This window comes from Bradyrhizobium sp. STM 3562 (genome assembly GCF_045571435.1).
Lineage (GTDB): Bacteria > Pseudomonadota > Alphaproteobacteria > Rhizobiales > Xanthobacteraceae > Bradyrhizobium.
The window spans coordinates 4,621,641-4,639,628 of the sequence record NZ_CP120694.1; the positions used below are offsets into that span (position 1 = coordinate 4,621,641).

The following is a 17,988-nucleotide window of genomic DNA, read 5'->3' on the forward strand; positions in this document are numbered from 1 at the left end:
GTAACAAGAACATTCGTCAGCCAATTCCGGCGGCCATAGACTTGGCCGCCTATCCCACCGCCTCCAGCACCAGCTCCATAGTCATCAGGATCGGGTTGTCGCCGCGGACCAACCGCCCTTCCGCAAGGCCTCCCGTATAGTCGACCAGCGCCACATCAAGCTGAGCCTCCAGCGTGCCATCGGCTGCGGGACCAATGGAGCCCGAGGTCACCGTCAGCTCGGTCGCAAACGGCTCAACAACGCGGCCATCGGCAAACCGCGCCCCGATGGTCGAGCCGACCCCGCCGCGAATTCGGGCCGCAGTAATGCCATGCGCGCGGCAGAAGGCTTCCAAGCTGCCGGCAAAATCCTGGTTGGGGCGCAGCCGCAGCGCGAACGCGCGTGTGATTGCGTCTACTCCCTTCGCCTCGCTCGGGACCGGACCAAACAATTTGAAATTGGTCTCCGGGTCGGGCTCGGCCTTGAACACGGCGCCGTTGATCCCGAAGGCTTCCACCTCGAACGATTCGGCAACGATGGTCTCTTCGGGCAGGATGTGGCCGCCATTCACACGGCCATGAGCTTCGAGCCACATACCGTGACAATGGAAGAACGGTGCGCCGTCGCGCTCGCCGAAGGTCATGGTCGCGTGCTTGAGCCAGACCTGGCCCTCCGGGCGGAAAGTCTCGCTGTAGAATGCAGCGTTCTCGCCGGTCTTGGACAGCGCCGGCATGACGTAGGCGAACGGGCCGAGCGCCCCGCCCCTGATGTTCAGCGCGCCGCCCGCAAAACCCTTTGCCGCGAAGGCCCGACGCCCGGCCTCCAGCAGCGGAATGCCGGCTTCAAGCGTGAAGGCAAAGCCGCGGCCGCGCACTTCGACCCACTGGATGCGTTCGGGGTTCGGCGGGCCTGGCTGTTTGACCTCGCGCATGGCTCGTCCGCGTCAGCTTGCTTGGCTCTTTGGTTTTGATTTGGACGCGTTTTCTTCACGCGAACCGGTGCCCACTTCGCTCGAAAACGCTTTGCTAACATCAAGCAGCCCGCGCGCCTCCAGCTCGTCGCGCACCATCCGCTTCGGGATCTTGCCGTAGCCCGATTTCGGCAAGGCATCCCAGAAGAAGAAGCGCTTGGGCATCTTGTAGCGCGGCACCTTCTGCGCGAGAAACGCCGCCATCTCGGCCTCGCTCACCGGCTGTGCGCCCTCGCGCAGCACGCAGACGGCAACGCCAATCTCGCCCCAGACTGGATCCGGCACGCCGAGCACGGCGACCTCGCCCACCGCAGGATGGGTGAGAATCTTCTCCTCGATCTCGCGTGGATAGATGTTGGAGCCGCCGGAGATGTACATGTCGGAGGCGCGGCCGGTGATGTAGACGAACCCCTCCTCGTCCATATGGCCGAGATCGCCAGTGCGAAACCAGCCGTCGCGGAACGCTTTCGCATTGGCTTCGGGATTGTTGTAGTAGCCCGCGAACACCGCCGGACCGATGACGCAGATCTCCCCGGTCTCGAAGGCCTTGAGCTCGCGCCCCTGATCGTCCTGGATCGAGACCTGCATGCCCGTGCGCTCATAACCGCAACTGCCGATCTTCGCATGCGGCCCGTCGTCCTCGAAATGCAGCGCGGTCGGCAGCACCGTGATGTTGCCGGTGACCTCGCCGAGCCCGAAATACTGGACCAGCACCTTCCCGAGCTTCTTCAGTGCGGCCTTCTGGTCCTCCCGGTACATCGGCGCACCGGCGTAGATCACATAGCGCAATGACGAATGATCATATTGGTCGACTGCCGGATGCTCGACCATCATCTTCAAGATCGTCGGCACGGTGAAGAGATTGCTCACCCGACGCGCCTGGATCAGCCGAAAGGCTTCCGCGATGTCGAAGCGTTCGGTCGGCAGCAAAATCGTCGGCACGCCGCGCGCGGTCTGCATCAATTGATGCACGCCGGCGCCATGCGAGAGTGGCGCGACAACCAGCGAGGCGTCGGCTTCCGTCGTGCCGGGCGTGAGATCGGCAAGATGGTTGGTGACGACAAACCCCATCTGGCCATGGGTCAGCACCGCCGCCTTGGAACGGCCGGTCGTGCCGGACGTAAAGAAGAACCAGCAGGGATCGTCGTGCTCGACCACGGCGTTCGGCACGGCGGCGCCGGCATGCGCGGCAATCGCCTCGCGCAGCGAACGCTCACCGAAACCGGCTTCCGGGCCGATCCGCCAGGTGAAATCAGGGCCAGAGACGGCGGCCGCGTGATCGGGGAAATCGCCATGGCACAAAAATACCTTCGCGCCCGAGGCGCTCGCGAGATAGGCGACCTCGTCCGGCATCAGGCGGAAATTGGTGGGCACCCAGACCGCACCGAGACGGAAGGCCGCGAACATCGACCAGAACATCTCCTCGCAATTCTTGGAATGCACGAGGATGCGGTCGCCCTTGGTGATCCCGCGCGCGGCAAGCGCGGCCGCAAGCGCCGATACTTCCGCGTCGATCTCCCGCCAAGTCCAGGATTTGTCGGCCCATATGAACCCATCCCGATCACCAAGCCGGCGCGCATTCTGGGTCAGCATGTGCGCAAGGTTCATCACCCGGCGCGACATCCGCAACCGTTCGCCTGGGGTGGTCTCTGACGTGCTCTCACTCATTTCCGTCCCATCCATGCGCCGGCCGCGATCAGGATGATGCCGATCACGCCGGAGACAATGCCATGTTTGACATGCACCCGCATTCCGCCCGCTTCATGTCCGGGAAAGAAGCCCGGCAACTGGTCCGCGGGCACCAGGACGTAGACGGCGGCGGCGATCAGGAGAATGACGCCGAGCGCAGTCAGCACGAGCTTCATGGGTGTTTCCCCACCAGGGGGCGCTTGGCTGCGCCCCGCGTTGAAACAATCGATGTTCGCCTCTGTTTATCGTGAGATGGCGAGGGCGAGCAAGGGCGGCTCGGAGTACGATAAGCTTGCCACAGCGGAGAACCACATTGCGCGCTGGTATCTCGTCCCGTAGGCAGGCAACTGAAAAAATGACGACGTCAGGGAGCGCCGCCGACGGTCAACCCTGCTCGAGGCTTAACCTGGTCTCGCATCATCTGAAAGACGTGAAGAACCCGAAACAAGTCGAGCCGAATGCATGAGCGATGTCGTTAACAACAAGGCCCAACACCGCTTCGAGCTCACTGTCGACGGCCATCGCGCCGACGCTTATTACAAGCTCGAGGGCAACGTCATCACTTTCGTCCACACCGAAGTGCCGCCGGAACTCGGCGGCCAGGGTGTCGGATCAAAGCTCGTGAAAGGCGCGCTCGAGCAGGTGCGCGCCGAGGGAATGAAAGTGATTGCGCAATGCCCCTTCGTCAAAGCCTACATCGACAAGCACGCGGAGTATCAGGACTTGTTGGAAACCTAGGTCCGCATCCTGGCGCTGCACGTGAAAGCAAGACCCGCACCGATCGCGCGGGCCATTGCGGTCGCTGCGAAGCTCAGTGCTTGATCTCGGGCGGCAGCTTGCCGCCATTGGCCACGAGCTTGGCCATCACCTGCTTGTGCAGCCACACGTTCATGCTGGCGGAATCATTGGTATCGCCGGTGTAGCCCAATTCCTTTGCGAGCTCCTTCCGCGCGGCAAGGCTGGAATCGATGTCGAGCGCCTTCAGCAGGTCAACGATCGAGGTGCGCCATTCCAGCTTCTCGTGATGCGCCGCCACAGCCTTGTCCACGATCGCCGCGACGTCGACGCTTTGCGGTGGCGCCGCCGGCGCCGCTTGTGTTGACGCTGACGGCGGCGCGGCCGAGGTGCCGCCCGCAGTCGCACCACTACCTGCCGTGCCGCCGGTCGGGGTCGCGGCGGCATGGTTGCCGAAGATCGCGCTCATGATTTTTCCGAAAACGCTCATCGTTTGGTCCCCATGAGAAAAGACAATGTGTGAAGGCTTCCAGGCGCCCGTCTGGTCAGCCGACGTCAGCATCGGCATCGTGCACGAGAGCTTATCTCCGTCGAGTCGATCCGCCAATACGCAGTCAATAAGCGAATCCAGCTTACCCGAGGCAAAATGACGGCGGAATGACGCGCTCGCGTTTGCGTTGCGGCAAAGAAAATTTTTCACTGAGCCGTGAGTCATCGGCGCGGCGTTTGGGAGTATGCTCGCTTGCAAGAGTTCGCGACTGGCCTGTTCCGGTTCGCGCATGGCCAGATCAGCGATCGTTCCATCGGCGACCGCAAGCGCCCGACCGGACGCAAGGGGTGACCGCCGCGGCAAGGGAGCTAACGGCCATGGCCACGTTCTACCAAGGCAATGTGTCTTCGCAGGTCCGCTCGGCGCAGGACAGCGCGGCGGGCCCGGCGATCCGGTCTCTCACCCTGTCCGATCTGCGCCAGGCGTTGCGGGAGGGGTGGGACGATTTTCAGGCGGTGCCCAGCCACGCCCTCTTTCTTTGCATCATCTATCCCGTGCTGGGATTGGTGCTGGCGCGCGCCGTGCTCGGCTATTCGGTGATTCCGCTGATGTTTCCGCTCGCCGCCGGTTTCGCCCTGCTTGGGCCACTGGCAGCGGTTCCTCTATACGAGTTGAGCCGCCGCCGCGAACGCGGCGAGGAAGTTTCCGCCTGGGATGCGCTCGAACTCGTGCGCTCACCCTCTTTTGGTGCCATGCTCGCGCTCGGGGCCATGCTGCTCGCCTGGTTCGTCACGTGGGTTGCGACCGCGCAGGCGATCTACGTTGCCGCATTCGGCTATGCCGGGGTGACCGGTATCTCCGATTTTGTCACGCGCGTGTTCACGACGACGCAAGGCTGGTGGCTGATCGTGGTCGGCTGTGGTGTCGGCTTCCTGTTCGCGCTGATTGCCTTGTGCCTCACCGTGGTCGCCTTCCCCCTGATATTGGATCGTCACACCAGCGCCGGTGAAGGCATGGTTACCTCCCTCCGCGTCACCGCCCATAACCCGGTGTCAGTCGCGGCCTGGGGCCTGATCGTCGCGGCACTGCTCGTGTTGGGAACGCTGCCATTTTTCCTTGGGCTGGCCGTCGTCATCCCGCTCTTGGGGCACGCGAGCTGGCATCTCTATCGCAAGGCGGTCGAGATTGATCCAAATGCGCGCCCGCTCCCGCCCCGGCCCCATGTGCGGAAACCGGCCGCCGATTTCCCCGCCAACCTGTTTCCTTGGCGCCGTCGCGGCAACCCGTAGGCTCGCAACCTGGTGAACAACACCGCCGGCCGCCGCGCGACCGGCGGTGTTGTTTGCAAACAGCCAAGCATTGCGTTCGCCACGCCGGGATCGCTGCCCATCCTCGGAGCAGGCCTCGCATGACCAAAGCCTTGTTTTGGCCGCGGTTGCCACCGACATTTCGGTGCGCTACTCACCTCCGATCGAAATTGCCTGAGGAGCTTCGATGCGCGCTCGCACTGCCCTCACTGCCCTGGTGTTGAGTGCCGCGTTGGTCTTGCCCGGAACATCCGCGCTCGCCGCGTCCTGTGGCACCACCAGTTTCGACGCCTGGCTCGCCGACTTCAAGAAGGAGGCTGCTGGCAAAGGCATCTCGCAAACGGCCATCGATGCTGGGCTGAATGGGGTAACGCTCGATCAGGCCGTGCTGTCGCGCGACCGTTCGCAGAAGGTGTTCAGCCAAAGTTTCGAAGAGTTTTCCGGGCGCATGGTGCCGCCCCGGCTGGCGCGCGGCTCCAACATGATGAAGCAATACGGTTCGGTGCTGTCGCGCATCGAAGAGCGTTACGGCGTGCCGGGCGAAGTGCTGGTGGCGATCTGGGGGCTGGAGACGGATTTCGGCGTCAACACCGGCAAATTTCCGACCATCCGCTCGCTTGCAACCCTCGCCTATGATTGTCGTCGCGCCGACCAATTTCGTGCCGAGTTGATGGATGCGCTGCGAATCGTGGAGCGCGGTGACCTGACGCCCGCCGAAATGCGCGGGGCATGGGCGGGCGAAATCGGCCAGACCCAGTTCATGCCGTCGTCCTGGATGAAATTCGCCGTCGATTTCGACGGCAATGGCCGGCGCGACCTCATGCACAGTGCGCCCGATGTCCTCGCGTCAACTGCGAACTATCTCGCCAGCTATGGCTGGCAGCGCGGCAAGGATTGGGAGCCCGGCAGCCCGAATTTCGCGGTGTTGCAGCAGTGGAACAAGAGCGAAGTTTATGCGCACACGGTAGCTTACTTCGCCACTCAGCTCGCCCACGCGCCTTGAGAAATTTGTCAAAAGAGATTGCCAGCGCGCATTGGGCCGATCGCCACGCAACCGGCCCCTTACGCGAATAGGCTTACTTAGCCGTCGTCGCCTGCATGGCCTTGGTGAGATGAGCGCCGCACGCCGCAATCTTGCCGTTCAGCATGGAGTCCTGAGCAGCCGCGATTTCCTTCTCGGCCACCCACTTGCTATCGCCATCGGCCATAGCTTCGACGGCCGACTCGGTCTTGCCGAAGTTCGGCCCACTGCAACCGACTGCGGACAATTTAGCGGCCTGCACCGGAACAACCGCAAAAGCGACTGCAGCGACAACCGCTGCCCCGAGTAACTTTTTGATCATGTTACTTTCCATTTTTTGAGAACAGAACCGGCGACATTGCCGGATTCCGCGAAATCATTTTTCGCTGATGGTTCCCAAACTTCGGAATGAAAATCGCGCGATGGAAATGTGATCGGCGTGTGCCGCAGAGCCTTATGCACGCAACGATTGCTTCGCGTCACGAGCCGGTAAGGAGGTCGTGCATGCGCGTCTGCGGGTCGCCCCGCAACCGATCGAGATCAGGCCACGACCCGACTGGTCTATGGGCCCCGAGCAAGCCCCGCCAGCGGGCTCGTGCTGCCGTTCGTCTCCGGGTCGCAGGTCGCCGGCATTGGTTCCCAGCAAGAAACTCCCGCCATACGCGACCCAAAGAGTGCTTCTATGTTCATTTTTTTATACAGCTTCCGTATGCGAATCGCGCATGCACGGCCGGGCTTTGGCGCCAGCGCGAGGCGCAACGCCGCAGCTTGTGGCGCTATATCACCGTGCCTGTCTGGTCCGACGACGAGGCCATTACGCAGTTGCGGTAATCACATGATTTCACGTAGGTATTCTGTGGATTTGATCCGAATTTTGATCACTTTTGTGCACCGCGCCAATAAATTAACGAAAGCTTACCGGCGGCATGCATTTTCGGCTTAGCTGCACCGCAACATAAGCGCTACCGATCCAAGGAACTCTCTTCTATATTCATTTCAACGATGAGGCTCGCCTCCAAGAGCTGAATCACCATGCAAGGAGACTACCCATGTTGCTCTCGCTCATCCGGATGATCCAGGCGTTCCGGGAGTATCAGCGCAATGTTGCCGAACTGTCGGCGCTCAGTGACCGCGAGCTGGCTGACATTGGCTTGGACCGCTCGGACATTCCGCGCGTTGCAGCCGGCAATTACAACGGCTGATCCCGTCCCGACGCCCCGAAATTCGAACCGATGGATAACGCCCGCACTTCGCGGGCGTTGTCATTTGCGGGAAACCGGCCTCGGACAGCCTGCGACCCTAATTTTTAGCGTATCCACTTTTCTGGATCACACGCCAGATGCGTTTGGATTGAAAACGCGCTAACCCTCCGCCCATGAGCGGGACCCAATCTTCTTCTGACGTTGTCCACATCATCGGCGCGGGCCTTGCGGGCTCCGAGGCTGCTTGGCAGGTCGCCGAACGCGGCATCGGCGTCATCCTGCACGAAATGCGCCCCTTGCGCATGACCGAAGCGCACCGCACCGACGGCTTGGCCGAACTCGTCTGCTCCAATTCGTTCCGCTCCGATGATGCCGCCAACAATGCCGTCGGGCTCCTGCATGCCGAGATGCGCAGGCTTGGCTCGCTCATCATGCGCGCGGCCGATGCCAATCAGGTGCCCGCGGGTGGCGCGCTCGCAGTCGACCGCGAGGGATTTTCCGCGGCCGTAACCAAGGCGCTGCATGCCCATCCGCTGATCCAGATCGAACGGGGCGAGATCGCCGGCTTGCCGCCATCGGACTGGGCCAATGTCATTGTTGCGACGGGTCCCCTGACCTCGGCAGCCCTTGCCGATGCCATCCGCGAACTGACCGATGAGGATGCGCTCGCCTTTTTTGATGCGATCGCGCCCATTGTCCACAAGGATACGGTCGACATGTCCGTGGCGTGGTTTCAATCGCGCTACGACAAGGCTGGGCCTGGCGGCAGCGGCGCCGACTACATCAATTGTCCCATGACCGAGGAGCAGTACGGCGCCTTCGTGGACGCGCTGCTTGCAGGCGAGAAGACCGAATTCCACGACTGGGAGGCCAACACGCCCTATTTCGACGGCTGCCTGCCCATTGAAGTCATGGCGAGCCGCGGCCGCGAGACACTGCGGCACGGGCCCATGAAACCGGTCGGGCTCACCAATCCGCATAGTCCGACCGTCAAGCCCTATGCCGTCGTGCAGCTACGCCAGGACAACAAGCTCGGCACGCTCTACAACATGGTCGGATTCCAGACCAAACTGAAATACGGAGCCCAGCAGCGCATCTTCCGGACCATCCCGGGGCTTGAGAAGGCTGAGTTCGCCCGTCTCGGCGGACTGCACCGCAACACCTTTCTCAACTCGCCAAAGCTGCTCGACAGCGAGCTGCGGCTCCGCGCGCAGCCGCGGCTGCGCTTTGCCGGCCAGATGACCGGATGCGAAGGCTATGTGGAATCGGCAAGCATCGGGCTGATCGCCGGGCTCTACGCAGCAGCGAACGCCCGCGGGCGCTCTCTGGCGCCACCCCCACCAACGACGGCGCTGGGCGCCCTGCTCGGTCACATTACCGGCGGCCATATTGAAACCATCGAGCCGGGCGCGCGCTCGTTCCAGCCGATGAATATCAATTTCGGCCTGTTCCCGCCGCTCGCGGTATCCCCGACCAAGAAGGCGGACGGCACGCGGCTGCGCGGCAACGAAAGGACGGTCGCCAAAAAGCAGGCCTTGAGCGCCCGGGCCCTGGCCGACATCGACCGCTGGATCAGCGACAATCTGCACATTGCGGCGGCAGCATAGACGATGAGCCTGCCAAAGGACGACGCTGCGGTGCTCTCGGCGCGCTGGATCGAGGGCGTGCTGCTCAAGCGGGACGTATTTTCAACCGTCGAACGGGGGCGCTTCCGGATTGACGACGGCGAGACCGACGCGGTGCTGCGCCGGCTCGATCAGGTGCCCTGGTGGTCGTTCCTGCTGGCGCGCCATTTGTTTGCGCGCGAACGCAAGGCGCTGTCGCGTGCCAAGGGCCTGGCGGTTGGCCCGGAACTGCTCTGGGCCGGCAGACGAGCGCTGGTCCGCGGCTTCATCGATGGCGTCGCGCTGCATTTGGCAAAGCCCTATGGCGACATCGAATACTTCCGCTCAGCCAAGGTCACGTTGCATCGATTACATCGCGCCGGCATCTGCCATAACGATCTGGCCAAGGAGCAGAACTGGCTGGTCGGCCGCGACGGGCGGGCTTATGTCACCGATTTTCAGCTTGCCGCCTGCTTCCGCAAACGCAGCCGACTGTTCCGCATCGCAGCTTACGAGGATTTGCGGCATCTGCTCAAGCACAAGCGCAGCTACGCGCCGCACGCGCTCACGCCGAGCGAGAGGAAGATCCTCGCGCGCAAATCGTTCGTCGCCAGTCTCTGGCTCGCCACCGGCAAGAAAGTCTATCGCGCCATTACCCGCGGGCTCTTCAATTTCACCGACCGTGAGGGCGGCGGCCGTCGCCTGGTGAACGACGCGCCGGTCCTGGCCGACTTGATCCGCAAGAATCCCGCCGTGCGCGATACCGCGATTGTCGCCTTCGCCGATCGACGCTCCGGCGTCGGGCTCTACGCCTTCGTCGAGGCCGATCGCGCGGCGCTCGAATCGCAGTTGCGCACGGAACTCGCCGCCGCGAAGGGGCCCAAGCCACCTGAGCACATCCAGGTGGTGCATGCGCTACCGCGCGACGCCAGCGGCCGGCCACGCACCGAGATCCTCCAACTTGTCGCGATGAACCAGCTCGATCTGATCGAGCCGATGATGGCGAGCGAGGCCGACCGCGCCTTCCTGAAGGATATCCTGGAGCAGCGGAAGAACCTGCGTGACCGCTTCAACTTCGAGACAAGCGATCTGAAGCTGCCCTTGCACTGAATGACGTGGAAGCGCGGGCCGGCTTCGAGGGTTACGAAAACGTCTTCGACCGCGACGCACGCCACAGCGTCCAGAGCGTCGACAGTCGCGACGGCGTCTGCGGCGCGAAGGGATCATGATCCGCCCGTGACAGCCGTGCCAGTTCGCGCTTGACGACGGAGAGCGGCAGGAAAACCGGCCTCACTTCGTTGGGCACATCGGCAAGCAAGGTGAACGCGGTACCAAGATGCTGGCGGGCCTCGCCGAGCAGTTCGTCGACCGCGGCACGCAGGCGTGTCGTCTGCTTCCCGGCGAAAACCTCTTCGAGGTCGCTGCCCTGCGCTGTCAGCAGTTGCTGCGGCAGGAAGGACTGGTGACGCGAGGCATCGTAAGGCAACCTTGCGATCACCCGCACAATGCCCTCGGCAAGTCCGGCATGCCGCGCCAGATGATCGATCTCCGGCAGCGGCGGAGCTGCAAACCGCGCGGCAAGCGCGAACAGCGCCGACGAGGTATCGTTGAGGTAGCCCTCCAGCGCTGCCAGCGTCGGCATCGGATCGTTGTAGAGATCGAACTGATGCTCCTCGATCAGGCGCAACAGGATGTCGACCGGAAGATTGAAGCTGCGGATAGCCAACAACAGTTCCGCGGCCACAGGATTGCCTTCCACACCGCCACGGCCCTGCCCCGCAAGCGTGTCGCTCCACCATTGCAGGCGAATTTCTCCAGGCAGAGGTTGTGTGACCTGGTCATGCACCCGGGTGATTTCGACGTTGAAGGCACAAAGTGCGAGCAGCGCACGGCGCTGCTCCGCGGGCAGAAAGATGGTTGCGGCGTAGCGGGCAAAGTCATGGCTGCGCACTAGGTCGGCGCAGAACGCCGCGTCGTCCTTGGCATCGTTTGCGCTCATGGGACCGCAATCAGGGCCGCCGCCACGCGCCGCCGCTCACCGATCATGATGTTGTAAGTGCGGATCGCGGGTCCCGTTTGCATCGTGTCCAGGACCACCCGCACGTTGCGCAGCGCGTTGCGCAGCTCCGGGGGCGGCAACCAGACCGCATTGCCAGTGCCTACGATGAGGGTGTCAATCGAGTTCGCGGCGTCAAAGACACGCGCCAGAGAATATTTGTCGATCTGCTCGGGCCTGGTCACGTCCCAAGCCCAGACTGCATCGGGCAGACACAGAAGCGAGCCGCGATGCGACATGCCGGCAAAAGCAAACCCGCCATTGCCATAGGCATCGATAGGCGCCGAGCGCGGAAGATGGGGGGCGTCGGATGCGTTGGGCATGATCGGTCCGAAGAACGAGCTTCCTGCCTCAGGGTCAAGTCCTGAAGCGCCATTTTCGGTCCATGCGCCGCTATTTCTTTGCCGGCCTGTCGGGCTTCTTGGCAGGTGTCTCCGGCGCCTCGGCCCGCTGGGTGCCGACGCCGAGATAGATCAGGACCGGCGCCGCGATGAAGATGGACGTGTAGGTTCCGACCAGCACCACGCCGAACATCATCACGGCGGTAAAGCTGTGAATGGCCTGTCCCCCGAACAGGAGCAGCGCGAGCAGCGCCAGCGTCACCGTGACATGGGTGATGATCGAACGCGACAGCGTCGAGTTGATCGACTCGTTCAAGAGCTGGGGCATCGGCATTTTCTTGTAGCGCCGCAGCATTTCGCGGATCCGGTCATAGATGACGACCGTATCGTTGAGCGAATAGCCGAGAATGGTCAGCAGCGCCGCGATGCTGGTGAGGTCGAAATCGACCTGCGAGATCGACATGAAGCCGATGGTCAGCACGATGTCATGCACGTTGGCGATCATGGCACCGAGCGCGAATTGCCACTCGAAGCGGAACCAGAGATAGACCAGGATCGCCATGATCGCGAGCATCAGGCCGATCATGCCGTAGGCCAGAAGCTCGCCGGAGACACGCGGCCCGACCACCTCGACGCGACGATAGTCGACCGAATCGCCGAGCGCGCCACGGACCTTGTTCACCGCCTCCTGCTGCGCGGCATCGCCGCCGGGTTGCTCGGCAACGCGGATCAGAACCTCGTCCGGTCCGCCGAACTGCTGCAATTGCACTTCACCGAGGCCCAGCGCGTTCAGACTCGATCGCATGCCTGCGATGTCGGCCACCCCCGACTTGGCCCGGACTTCGAGCAGCGTGCCGCCCTTGAAGTCGATGCCGAAGTTCAGGCCGTGGGTGAAGAAAAGCGTGATCGCCACGATCGACAGCATCGCCGAGATCGGGAAACTGATGCGGCGGAACCGCGTAAAGTCGAAATGCGTGTTGTCGGGGACGATGCGCAGCGAGGGCAGCAGGCCGAACGCGCTGACGACGGTCAGCACGGCAATGAGAACGCCGAGAGAGATCAGAACGATGTGAGTCACAGCCGCAATTTCCTAGATCGGCACGGTTTGTGGCCGCTTCCAGCGCACCCACCATGCCACGATCAGTCGGGTCAGGGTGAAAGCGGTGAAAACCGTTGTGAGAATGCCGATGCCGAGCGTCACGGCGAAGCCGCGCACCGGTCCGGTGCCGATATAAAACAGCACCGCGGCGGCGATGAAGGTGGTGATGTTGGAGTCCAGAATCGTCGCCAGCGCCCGCTTGAAGCCGGCGTCGATCGCGGAAATCGCGTTGCGGCCGCCGCGCAACTCCTCGCGGATACGCTCATAGATCAGCACGTTGGAGTCGACCGCAATACCGACGGTCAGCACGATGCCGGCGATGCCCGGCAATGTCAGCGTCGCATTAAGCAGCGACAGCAGCCCGAAGATCATCGCAACGTTCACGAGCACGGCGATATTGGCGAACAGACCGAACAGCCGATAGGTCAGGAGCATGAACACCACGACCATGATCGCGCCGACATAGGCGGCGAGCTTGCCCTTCTCGATCGAATCCTGGCCGAGCCCCGGCCCCACCGTGCGTTCCTCAATCACCGTAAGTGGCGCGGGCAGCGCGCCGGCCCGCAGCAGGATCGCCAGATCGTTGGCCGACTGGACGGTGAAATTGCCGGAAATCTGGCCCTGACCGCCGGTGATCGGCTCGCGGATCACGGGCGCGGAAATGACCTCATTGTCCAGCACGATGGCGAAGGGCTGCCCGACATTCTCGGTCGTTGCCTGCGCAAACTTGCGCGAGCCAGTCGAGTTGAATTTGAAACTCACCACCGGCTCGCCCGTGCGCGGATCGAACGCCGTTTGTGCGTCCGTCAGATCGCCGCCGGAGACCAGCACCTGTTTCTTGACGACATAGGGCACCTTCGGCGACGACGCGCTCATCAAGAGCTCGGAATCCGACGGCAATTGGCCCTGCTGCGCCTGCTCCGGCGACACGCTGGTGTCGACCATCCGGAATTCCATCTTGGCCGTCTTGCCCAGCAATTGCTTCAGCCGGGTTGGATCCTGCAGGCCCGGAACCTGCACGAGGATGCGGTCAGTGCCTTGCCGCTGAATCACCGGCTCGACCGTGCCGAGCTGGTTGACGCGGCGCTCGACGATCTGGATTGACTGCTCGATAGTCTGGCGGATGCGCTCGTTGATCGCTGCCTGCGGCACCGTGAGGCGGATCAGGCCGCCACCGGCCTCGGTGACCTCGACTGAGCGCTGGCCGCTCGAGCCCAACAGCCCGCCCAAGGGCTGCGACAAGTCGCGCAGTTTGCCAAGCGCTGTCTGAACATCGCTATCCTTGACGCGCACCTCGACGGCATCGCCGCGCGTAGCAAGCCCGGTATAGCCGATCCTCGCCTCGCGCAGGGTGCGCCGCACATCGTCGCGGATCTGATCGAGCTTGTCCTTCTTCACGTAGTTGGAATCGACCTCGAGCAAGAGATAGGACCCGCCCTGCAGATCGAGGCCAAGCACGAGACGGCGCTGTGCCCACAGCGGCCAGTTCTTCACCGTCGCTTCAGGGAAAAAATTCGGCACCGCGCAGAGGCACACGATTAGCGCCGTCAGGATGATGCCGAGCGCCTTCCACCGCGTGAAATACAACATCGAGTTGACTCTTTAAGAACCAGAATGTGGACGAGAAACGCGATCAGCTCGCGGCCTCGTCCTTGGCCTCGCTCTTGGCCGGCTCGCCCTTCGCCCGCACGCCGGAGATCATCTGCCGCATTTGTCGGACCCGGACGCCATCGGAAATTTCGAATTCGATCTGATCGTCATCGACGACCTTGGTCACCTTGCCCACCAGCCCGCCAGACGTCACCACCGTGTCGCCACGGCGGATGTTCTTGACGAGGTCGGCATGGTCGCGGACCTTCTTCTGCTGCGGGCGCAGGATCAGGAAATACATGATCACGAAGATCAGCGCGAATGGCAGAAGCGACATCAACATGCTGTTGGTGTCGCCGCCAGCCGCGGCCTGAGCATAGGCGGGGGTAATCAGCATCGGGCAATCCTTTGTGGGACGGCAACAAGCCGGCAAAGCCTCAAGACGGCGCCGGCTCCGGGAAATTTGCGCGGACTATAGCGGTCGCAGTCCCAATTGCAACGCCGCCCGCCCCTCATTTGGGGCGGCTTGCGGCCGTTGAAAAGGCTCGATAAAGGCTGCGCCGTCAGGAAACTCACTTATGTCAAAAAAGCCCCAAAAAACTGCCTCCGCACCCGCGCTCAAGGCGATGCCGCGGAAATCCGCCAAACCCGCGACAAAACGCCCAAGCGCGCCTGCCGCATCAGACCAAGATGACAATGCGGCAAGAATCGCCGCCGCGCTCGAAGCTATCGCGGCGCACCTTTCCGCGAACGCGCCCGCAGCGCTCTCATCCGACTCCTTCGCGGACGCCGACGCCTTCGTCTGGCACCCGAACGGACGGCTGACCAAGGTCCCGCGTGTCAGCCGCGTCGAGATGACCCTGCTCAAGGGCATCGACCGGATGCGCGACATCCTGATCGAGAATACCGAGCGGTTCGCCAACGGCCTGCCCGCCAACAACGCCCTGCTCTGGGGCGCCCGCGGCATGGGCAAATCCTCGCTGGTGAAGGCTGCCCATGCCACCATCAATCTCGACCGCAAGTCCGCCGACCGGCTGAAGCTGATCGAGATCCACCGCGAGGACATCGAGAGCCTGCCGACGCTGATGGAGCTTCTGCGCAGTTCCGATTTCCGCTTCATCGTGTTCTGCGACGACCTCTCCTTCGACGGCAACGACGCCTCCTACAAGTCGCTGAAGGCGGTGCTGGAGGGCGGCATCGAGGGCCGGCCGGATAATGTGATCCTCTACGCCACCTCCAACCGCAGGCACCTGCTCGCGCGCGAGATGATCGAGAACGAGCGCTCGACTGCGATCAATCCGGGCGAAGCCGTCGAAGAGAAGGTCTCGCTGTCCGACCGGTTCGGACTGTGGCTCGGCTTCCACCGCTGCAGCCAGGACGAATATCTCGCCATGGTGAAGGGCTATTGCGGGCATTTCGGCATCGAGCTTGCCGAGGAAGAGCTGGAGCACGAAGCCCTGGAATGGGCGACCACCCGCGGCTCGCGCTCGGGTCGCGTGGCCTGGCAATTCACTCAGGAATTGGCCGGGCGGTTGGGGGTCAAGCTCAGCGGGAGATGAGGGGCTGGCGCCTCACGCCCCGTTCAGGAATTGCAGGGGATCGACCGGCGTCGATCCCTTGCGGATCTCGAAGTGGAGCTGCGGCGACGCCACTTCACCCGACTGGCCGGACTTGGCAATCACCTGGCCGCGCTTGATCGTATCGCCGCGTTTGACCAACAGCTCACTCGCATGGGCATATGCGGTGACGTAGCCGTTGGCATGCCGCACCAGGACCAGATTGCCATACCCCTTCAATTCATTTCCCGCGTAAGCGACGACGCCGTCCTCCGCGGCCTTGACCGGCGTACCCTCGGGCACTGCGAGGTTGATGCCATCGTTGGATTTGCCGTTGGTCTTGGCGCCGTAGCTCGCGATCACCTTGCCGCGCACCGGCCAACGGAACGTCGGTAGCGCACCGGTGGCCTCGCTGGCCTTGACCGGGCTCTCGGGCGCGCCGTCCTCGGCCGATGGGCTCGCCTGGGCGAGCCGCGCCGTCTGCTGCGGAACCGCTGCTGCGAGCCTTGGGACGGCCACAGGCGCTGCAACCTGCTGCGGCGCTGCAGCCGCAACTGGAGCGGCGACCGCCGGCGCCGCGGCAACCGCCTTGGCCGGGACGGTCAGCCGCGTGCCGAGCTTGAGCTTGGCGCCAGTGTCGAGACGATTGGCCCGGGCAAGTTCCACCACCGAGACGTGGTAACGGCGGGCGATGCTGTGCAGGGTGTCGCCGGAATTGACCACATGAATGCCGGGCGCGGCAGCCACAGCCACCGGTTTGGCCGTCGGCGCCATGGGCGCAAGGGCAGGCGCGGCGGCCGGACTAGCTGCGGCGGTCTCGGTCGGCTGCGGAATGATGAGCGACTGTCCGGGCGACAGCGTCCGCGGCCCCTTGTAGCCATTGGCGGCGAGGATCGCCGCGGGTGTGACGTGATAGCGATGGGCCAGCACATCCAGCGTGTCGCTGGTGCCGACGATCACCCTGATATGGGCTAGCGGACGGCCGGCGGCGACAGAACGTGGCGGCACGGTGCCGGTCGCCTCGAGCCTCGGCTGGGGCGGCGGCGTATAGGAGGCCACGCCCCGTCCTCCGCCGGACACGCCGGCGCTCGCGGTTGGATAGGACTGCGGCGCGGCAACCACCGGCGGCGCGCCGGCGGATGACCCGTAAGAGGCTTGCGGCCGGGCATATTGCGGCAGCTCGTGCCGTTCGACCGGCGGCGCGGGCGCGGCGGCGACCGAGCCGGTGGCTTCCTGCTGCGAGGCAAAGGGATTGGAAAAACCGCCCTGGGACAATCGCGTCGACATGTCGGCGCTGCAGCCGGCAAAAGCGAACGAGATCAGCGTCAACGCCGCAGCGTGCGGTACGCGGCGTGCGCAAAGCAACTCGGCAACACGGGACATGGTTACTCACTCGTACGCAACAAAATACCGATTTGAGTAAACAACATCCCCAGTAAACAAGCGCTTAACCCTGCGAGTAAGATCTTGGCGGGCCAGCCGATCCGGCACTCGGCGCTGCCGCCTCAGAGTTCTTTGGCGACGCCCGGAAGCGCCGGCACGAAGCGCACATCCACCAGCTCCTTGCGGTCGAAGCCGGTCTCGGTCCTCACGATGCGAACCAGCGTCTGGACCCCGTGCGGCGGCCCCACCGGCGCGATCAGGATGCCCTCGGGCTCGAGCCGCTGCATCAGTTCATTCGGGATCTGCGCCATGGCCGCCGTGACGATGATGCGGTCAAACTGACCGAGCTGCTCGGGCACGGCAAAACCGTCGCCCAGCATGACCTCGACGTTGTGGTAGCCGAGATCCTCCAGCCGTCGGCGCGCCCCATCAGCGAGCGTCCGGAATCGCTCCATGGTCACCACATGGCCGGCGAGGCGCGACAGGACCGCGGCCTGATAGCCCGAGCCTGTGCCGATCTCGAGCACCCGGTGACGCTTCTGCAGCTTGAGCTGCTCGGTCATGTAGGCGACCACGAATGGCTGGCTGATGGTCTGCCCGCAGGCAATGCCGAGCGCAGTGTCGCAATAGGCATCGGCACGATCGGTCTGCTCGACGAACGTCTCCCGCGGCACCTCCTCCATGGCGCGCAACACCGCCTGATCGCTGATGCCGCGCCGCCGCAGCGTCAACTGGAACATCATCTTTTCGGGAGGAGTGGTCGCCTTCGCCGACATTTGGCTCTCGCTCTTGCGCAACCTCTCGTGAAATCTAACGAGATCGGCCGGACAAGGTTGACGTGAGATGGGCGGATACACGCAAGCCCACGGCTCGAATCACTGTTCCGTCCTAGGAACCCGCCGTGCTAACTTGACGTTTAATGCGTTGGCGATCAATGCGGTCGTTCGGCCGACGATGCCATGGGCC

General features: G+C 63.4%; 19 protein-coding genes. 7 read left to right on the top strand and 12 right to left on the bottom strand.

Translation table 11 applies throughout. The features are described from left to right. Positions 1-49: 49 nt before the first annotated feature. The 3 genes from P6U23_RS21465 to P6U23_RS21475 are packed head-to-tail and all read right to left on the bottom strand — an operon-like array spanning position 50 to position 2,814. Entirely contained in the window at positions 50-910 is an 861-nt protein-coding gene (locus P6U23_RS21465) for a PCC domain-containing protein (protein WP_407174594.1), read from the bottom strand. A gap of 12 nt (positions 911-922) precedes the next feature. After that, a complete protein-coding gene (locus P6U23_RS21470) occupies positions 923-2,617 on the bottom strand; it encodes an acyl-CoA synthetase (RefSeq protein WP_407174595.1) in 1,695 nt (564 codons plus the stop codon). Continuing rightward, the gene (locus tag P6U23_RS21475) at positions 2,614-2,814 is read right to left on the bottom strand and encodes a hypothetical protein (protein WP_407174596.1); all 201 of its coding nucleotides are present in this window, start codon (positions 2,812-2,814) and stop codon (positions 2,614-2,616) included. The genes P6U23_RS21470 and P6U23_RS21475 overlap by 4 nt, the downstream gene beginning before the upstream one ends. A 286-nt stretch (positions 2,815-3,100) precedes the next feature. Between P6U23_RS21475 and P6U23_RS21480 the strand changes: the two genes are divergently transcribed. Beyond that, on the top strand, positions 3,101-3,376 hold the full coding sequence (locus P6U23_RS21480; RefSeq protein ID WP_407174597.1) for a GNAT family N-acetyltransferase: 276 nt from the start codon (positions 3,101-3,103) through the stop codon (positions 3,374-3,376). 73 nt (positions 3,377-3,449) lie between these two features. Here the strand turns inward: P6U23_RS21480 and P6U23_RS21485 are convergent, their stop codons facing one another. Continuing rightward, positions 3,450-3,863 carry a DUF3597 domain-containing protein gene (locus P6U23_RS21485; protein ID WP_407181534.1) on the bottom strand — a complete coding sequence of 138 codons (414 nt, stop codon included), beginning with the start codon at positions 3,861-3,863 and terminating at the stop codon, positions 3,450-3,452. A gap of 377 nt (positions 3,864-4,240) precedes the next feature. Between P6U23_RS21485 and P6U23_RS21490 the strand changes: the two genes are divergently transcribed. Together P6U23_RS21490 and P6U23_RS21495 are read left to right on the top strand one after the other, a co-directional pair. Then, entirely contained in the window at positions 4,241-5,152 is a 912-nt protein-coding gene (locus P6U23_RS21490; RefSeq protein ID WP_407181535.1) for a DUF2189 domain-containing protein, read from the top strand. 205 nt (positions 5,153-5,357) lie between these two features. Then, complete coding sequence (locus P6U23_RS21495; protein ID WP_407174598.1) at positions 5,358-6,173, top strand: lytic transglycosylase domain-containing protein; 816 nt, start codon at positions 5,358-5,360, stop codon at positions 6,171-6,173. A 73-nt stretch (positions 6,174-6,246) separates the two neighbouring features. On the opposite strand, the gene P6U23_RS21500 is transcribed toward P6U23_RS21495, so the two are convergent. Beyond that, positions 6,247-6,513 carry a hypothetical protein gene (locus P6U23_RS21500; RefSeq protein ID WP_407174599.1) on the bottom strand — a complete coding sequence of 89 codons (267 nt, stop codon included), beginning with the start codon at positions 6,511-6,513 and terminating at the stop codon, positions 6,247-6,249. A gap of 727 nt (positions 6,514-7,240) precedes the next feature. On the opposite strand from P6U23_RS21500, the gene P6U23_RS21505 reads away from it, so the two are divergent. From P6U23_RS21505 to P6U23_RS21515, 3 genes are all read left to right on the top strand, one after another. After that, on the top strand, positions 7,241-7,393 hold the full coding sequence (locus P6U23_RS21505; RefSeq protein ID WP_084305112.1) for a DUF1127 domain-containing protein: 153 nt from the start codon (positions 7,241-7,243) through the stop codon (positions 7,391-7,393). A gap of 173 nt (positions 7,394-7,566) precedes the next feature. Beyond that, positions 7,567-9,000 (top strand): methylenetetrahydrofolate--tRNA-(uracil(54)-C(5))-methyltransferase (FADH(2)-oxidizing) TrmFO, encoded by a 1,434-nt coding sequence (gene trmFO / locus P6U23_RS21510; protein ID WP_407174600.1) that lies wholly within the window; start codon positions 7,567-7,569, stop codon positions 8,998-9,000. 3 nt (positions 9,001-9,003) lie between these two features. Continuing rightward, on the top strand, positions 9,004-10,107 hold the full coding sequence (locus tag P6U23_RS21515) for a serine/threonine protein kinase (RefSeq protein WP_407174601.1): 1,104 nt from the start codon (positions 9,004-9,006) through the stop codon (positions 10,105-10,107). A gap of 31 nt (positions 10,108-10,138) precedes the next feature. Here the strand turns inward: P6U23_RS21515 and P6U23_RS21520 are convergent, their stop codons facing one another. The 5 genes from P6U23_RS21520 to yajC all read right to left on the bottom strand — a co-directional run bounded on the left by P6U23_RS21520 (position 10,139) and on the right by yajC (position 14,480). Continuing rightward, positions 10,139-10,996 carry a phytoene/squalene synthase family protein gene (locus tag P6U23_RS21520; RefSeq protein WP_407174602.1) on the bottom strand — a complete coding sequence of 286 codons (858 nt, stop codon included), beginning with the start codon at positions 10,994-10,996 and terminating at the stop codon, positions 10,139-10,141. Then, positions 10,993-11,376, bottom strand: a complete 384-nt coding sequence (locus P6U23_RS21525; protein ID WP_407174603.1) for an Mth938-like domain-containing protein — start codon at positions 11,374-11,376, stop codon at positions 10,993-10,995. Before P6U23_RS21525 ends, P6U23_RS21520 begins: the two co-directional genes overlap by 4 nt. Before the next feature lie 70 nt (positions 11,377-11,446). Continuing rightward, positions 11,447-12,472 (bottom strand): protein translocase subunit SecF, encoded by a 1,026-nt coding sequence (gene secF, locus P6U23_RS21530; protein WP_407174604.1) that lies wholly within the window; start codon positions 12,470-12,472, stop codon positions 11,447-11,449. A gap of 12 nt (positions 12,473-12,484) precedes the next feature. Beyond that, positions 12,485-14,083: a protein translocase subunit SecD gene (secD, locus tag P6U23_RS21535; RefSeq protein ID WP_407174605.1), complete on the bottom strand. Its 1,599-nt coding sequence runs from the start codon at positions 14,081-14,083 to the stop codon at positions 12,485-12,487. A 43-nt stretch (positions 14,084-14,126) separates the two neighbouring features. Next, positions 14,127-14,480 (bottom strand): preprotein translocase subunit YajC, encoded by a 354-nt coding sequence (gene yajC, locus P6U23_RS21540; protein WP_024507011.1) that lies wholly within the window; start codon positions 14,478-14,480, stop codon positions 14,127-14,129. A gap of 181 nt (positions 14,481-14,661) precedes the next feature. Here yajC and P6U23_RS21545 point away from each other — a divergent pair, with 181 nt between their 5' ends. Next, on the top strand, positions 14,662-15,642 hold the full coding sequence (locus tag P6U23_RS21545; RefSeq protein WP_407174606.1) for an ATP-binding protein: 981 nt from the start codon (positions 14,662-14,664) through the stop codon (positions 15,640-15,642). 12 nt (positions 15,643-15,654) lie between these two features. Here the strand turns inward: P6U23_RS21545 and P6U23_RS21550 are convergent, their stop codons facing one another. Both P6U23_RS21550 and P6U23_RS21555 read right to left on the bottom strand, forming a co-directional pair. Beyond that, the gene (locus P6U23_RS21550) at positions 15,655-17,022 is read right to left on the bottom strand and encodes a peptidoglycan DD-metalloendopeptidase family protein (protein WP_407174607.1); all 1,368 of its coding nucleotides are present in this window, start codon (positions 17,020-17,022) and stop codon (positions 15,655-15,657) included. Positions 17,023-17,144: 122 nt separating this feature from the next. Then, positions 17,145-17,798 (bottom strand): protein-L-isoaspartate(D-aspartate) O-methyltransferase, encoded by a 654-nt coding sequence (locus P6U23_RS21555; RefSeq protein ID WP_407174608.1) that lies wholly within the window; start codon positions 17,796-17,798, stop codon positions 17,145-17,147. Positions 17,799-17,988: the final 190 nt, after the last annotated feature.